The following is a 3,773-nucleotide window of genomic DNA, read 5'->3' on the forward strand; positions in this document are numbered from 1 at the left end:
TCATCACGCCGGGCGAATGCAAGATCGGCATCATGCCCGGCCACATCCACAAGAAGGGCTCGATCGGCATCGTGTCGCGCTCGGGCACGCTCACCTACGAAGCGGTGGCGCAGACCACCGCCGCCGGGCTCGGCCAATCGACCTGCATCGGCATCGGCGGCGATCCGGTCAACGGCACCAACTTCATCGACTGCCTGGAACTGTTCCTCAAGGACAAGCAGACCAAGGCGATCGTGATGATCGGCGAAATCGGCGGCACCGCCGAGGAGGAAGCGGCCGCCTTCCTCAAATCGTCGAAAACCAAGAAGCCCGTGGTCGGCTTCATCGCCGGGCTGACCGCGCCTCCCGGACGGCGCATGGGCCACGCGGGGGCGATCATTTCCGGCGGCAAGGGCGGCGCCGGCGACAAGATCGAGGCCATGCGCAAGGCCGGCATCCACATTTCCGATTCGCCCGCGGCGCTCGGGCGAACCATGCTCAAGGCGCTCAAGAAGCGTCGCTGATCGCAAGTAGGAGCGCGCCCGATCGGGCGCGACAGAGGTCATGACAGTTCACGACCCGCTCGATTCGTTTCTGTTTTCCGGCAACCAGACCTACATCGCCGAGCTCTACGCCAAATACCTCGACGATCCCGGTTCGGTCGACCGCCGCTGGCAGGAGTTCTTCGCCGAACTGCACGACGATCCCCGCCAGCTCGCGCGCGAGGCGCGGGGCGCCTCCTGGGCGCCGTCCTCGACGCGGGTGATCGGCAACGGCGAGATCAAGCCGATGTCGGAAACCATGGTGCCGCAGGCGGCGACGACGGACGCGGGCGCTTTCCAACAGCTTCTCGCCCAGCGCTTCGGTGTCGGCGGCGCGCGCCAGGCGACCCTCGATTCGATCAACGCCCTGATGCTGATCCGCGCCTACCGCATCCGCGGCCATTTGCTCGCTAATCTCGATCCCCTCGGCATCGAACCGCCCAAGCACCATCCCGAACTCGATCCCAAGACCTACGGATTTTCCGAGCGGGACATGGACCGGGAAATTTACATCAATTACGTGCTCGGGCTCGAATCGGCAACGCTGCGCGAAATCCTCGACGTTTTGCGCGCGACCTATTGCGGCACCATCGGCGTCGAGTATATGCACATCCAAGATCCGGACGAAAAGTCGTGGATCCAGGAGCGCATCGAATCGATCCGCAACCAGACCCATTTCTCGGACAAGGGCAAGCTTGCCATCCTCGAACGCCTGACCCAGGCCGAATGCTTCGAGAAGTACCTGGACCGCAAATTCACCGGCACCAAGCGCTTCGGCCTCGACGGCGGCGAAAGCCTAGTGCCGGCCTTGGAGCAGATCATCAAGCGCGGCGGTCAGCTCGGCGTCCAGGAAATCGTCATCGGCATGGCGCATCGCGGCCGCCTCAACGTGCTCGCCAACGTGATGGGCAAGCCGATGCAGGCGGTCTTCGCCGAGTTCCAGGGGGCTTCCGCCCACCCCGACGACGTCCAGGGTTCGGGCGACGTCAAGTACCACCTCGGCACCTCGTCGGACCGCGCCTTCGACGGCCACCGCGTGCATCTCTCGCTCACCGCCAACCCGTCGCACCTGGAAGCGGTCAACACCGTGGTGCTCGGCAAGGTGCGCGCCAAGCAGCGCCAGCGCCGCGACGACGACCGCGACAAGGTGCTCGGCCTGATCCTGCACGGCGACGCCGCGTTCGCCGGCCAAGGGCTGGTGCATGAAACCTTCACGCTGTCGGGCCTGCGCGGCTACCGCACCGGCGGCACCATCCACTTCATCATCAACAACCAGATCGGCTTCACCACCGCGCCGCGCTTCTCGCGCTCGTCGCCCTACTGCTCGGACGTGGCCAAGGCGGTGGACGCGCCGATCTTCCACGTCAACGGCGACGACCCCGAGGCGGTCGTGCACTGCGCCCGCATCGCCATCGAATACCGCCAGCGTTTCAAGAAGGACGTGGTGGTGGACATGATCTGCTACCGCCGCTTCGGCCACAACGAAAGCGACGAGCCGGCGTTTACCCAGCCGCTCATGTACCGCAAGATCGCCGAGCATCCGACCACGCGGGTTCTCTACGTCAACAAGCTCGCGCGCGAGGGCCTGATCAGCCCGAGCCAGGGCGAAGACATCGTCAAGGAATCCTACACGCGCATGGACGAGGCGTTCGAGGCCTCGCGCGGTTTCAAGGCCAACAAGGCCGACTGGCTCGAAGGCTCGTGGTCGGGGATCGGCCTGGCCGCCGCCGACGCCCGGCGCGGCAAGACCGGCGTCGCCTCCGACCGGCTCAAGGAAGTGGGCCTCGCGCTCACCCGCTATCCCGAAAATTTCCACATCAACCCCAAGGTCGCGCGCCAGCTCGAGGCCAAGCGCAAGATGATCGAGTCGGGCGAAGGCATCGACTGGGCGACCGCCGAGGCGCTCGCCTTCGGCACGCTGCTCGCGGACGGAACGCCGGTCAGGCTTTCGGGCCAGGACTCGGGGCGCGGCACCTTCTCCCAACGCCATTCGGTCCTGGTCGACCAGACTTCCGAGGAGCGCTACTCGCCGCTCGCCAACCTGCGTTTCGGCCAAGCGCCGTTCGAGGTCATCGACAGCCCGCTGTCGGAGGCCGGCGTGCTCGGCTTCGAGTACGGCTACAGCCTGGCCGAACCGCACATGCTGGTGCTGTGGGAAGCGCAATTCGGCGACTTCGCCAACGGCGCCCAGGTGATCATCGACCAGTTCATCGCCACCGGCGAATCGAAATGGCTGCGCATGTCGGGCCTGGTGATGCTGCTGCCGCACGGGTTCGAAGGCCAGGGGCCCGAACACAGTTCGGCCCGCATCGAGCGCTACCTGCAGCTGTCCTCCGACGACAACTGGCAAATCTGCAACTGCACCACGCCCGCGAACTATTTCCACGTGCTGCGCCGCCAGGTGTGCCGCGATTTCCGCAAGCCGTTGATCCTGTTCACCCCGAAATCGTTGCTCCGCCACAAGCTTTGCGTTTCGCCCTTGGCCGACATGGGCGAGGGCACCACCTTCCACCGCGTGCTGTGGGATGGCGGCCGCGTCGCCCCCGACAACCAGATCCGGCGCGTGGTGCTGTGCTCGGGCAAGGTCTACTACGACCTGTTCGAGGAACGGGAAAAGCGCGGCCTCAAGGATGTCTATCTGCTGCGCGTCGAACAACTGTTCCCCTTCCCGCACGAGGTCCTGGCCGACGAGCTTAAGCGTTTTTCCAAGGCGGAAATCGTCTGGTGCCAGGAAGAACCGCGCAACATGGGCGCGTGGCATTACATGTTCGAGCCGCTCGGCGCGGTGCTGAACGGCCTGGGCGCCGACGGGAACAAGATCCGCTACGCCGGCCGGCCGGCGTCGGCGTCGCCGGCGACCGGCTCGCACGCCAAGCACGTCGCCCAGCAGGCCCGGCTGGTGGCCGAGGCCCTGGGCGTGGCCGACGACGGCAAGCGGAAATAACGGAACAATCGGGAACAACGAGGAACCGATCATGGGCGTGGAAATCAAGGTGCCGACCCTCGGTGAATCGGTCACGCAAGCAACCGTCTCGAAATGGTTCAAGCAGGCGGGCGAGGCGGTCGCCCAGGACGAACCGCTGGTCGAGATCGAAACCGACAAGGTGACGGTCGAGGTCAACGCGCCCGCCTCCGGCGCGCTCGCCTCGATCGCCGCGCCGGCCGGCTCCGACGTCCAGGTCGGCGCGCTGTTGGGGGTGATCGAAGCCGGCGCCGCCGGCACCAAGCCTTCCGTCGCGCGCGGGGAGCCGC

General features: G+C 66.0%; 3 protein-coding genes. All 3 read left to right on the forward strand.

Features of this window, described 5'->3' with window-relative positions; translation table 11 throughout:
* On the forward strand, positions 1–503 hold a 503-nt coding region (locus FJ311_15985), incomplete at its 5' end, for a succinate--CoA ligase subunit alpha (GenBank protein MBM3952934.1).
* A gap of 40 nt (positions 504–543) precedes the next feature.
* Positions 544–3,465: a 2-oxoglutarate dehydrogenase E1 component gene (locus FJ311_15990; GenBank protein ID MBM3952935.1), complete on the forward strand. Its 2,922-nt coding sequence runs from the start codon at positions 544–546 to the stop codon at positions 3,463–3,465.
* 31 nt (positions 3,466–3,496) lie between these two features.
* Positions 3,497–3,773, forward strand: a 277-nt coding sequence (locus FJ311_15995) for a dihydrolipoamide succinyltransferase (protein MBM3952936.1), incomplete at its 3' end; no start/stop codon positions are given.

It is taken from the genome of Rhodospirillales bacterium (assembly GCA_016872535.1).
In the GTDB taxonomy this organism is placed as follows: Bacteria; Pseudomonadota; Alphaproteobacteria; order Rhodospirillales; family 2-12-FULL-67-15; genus 2-12-FULL-67-15.

Excerpts from the sequence above, each read along its gene's own strand:
- FJ311_15990 (MBM3952935.1), top strand. The coding sequence starts at position 544 with ATGACAGTTCACGACCCGCTCGATTCGTTTCTGTTTTCCGGCAACCAG.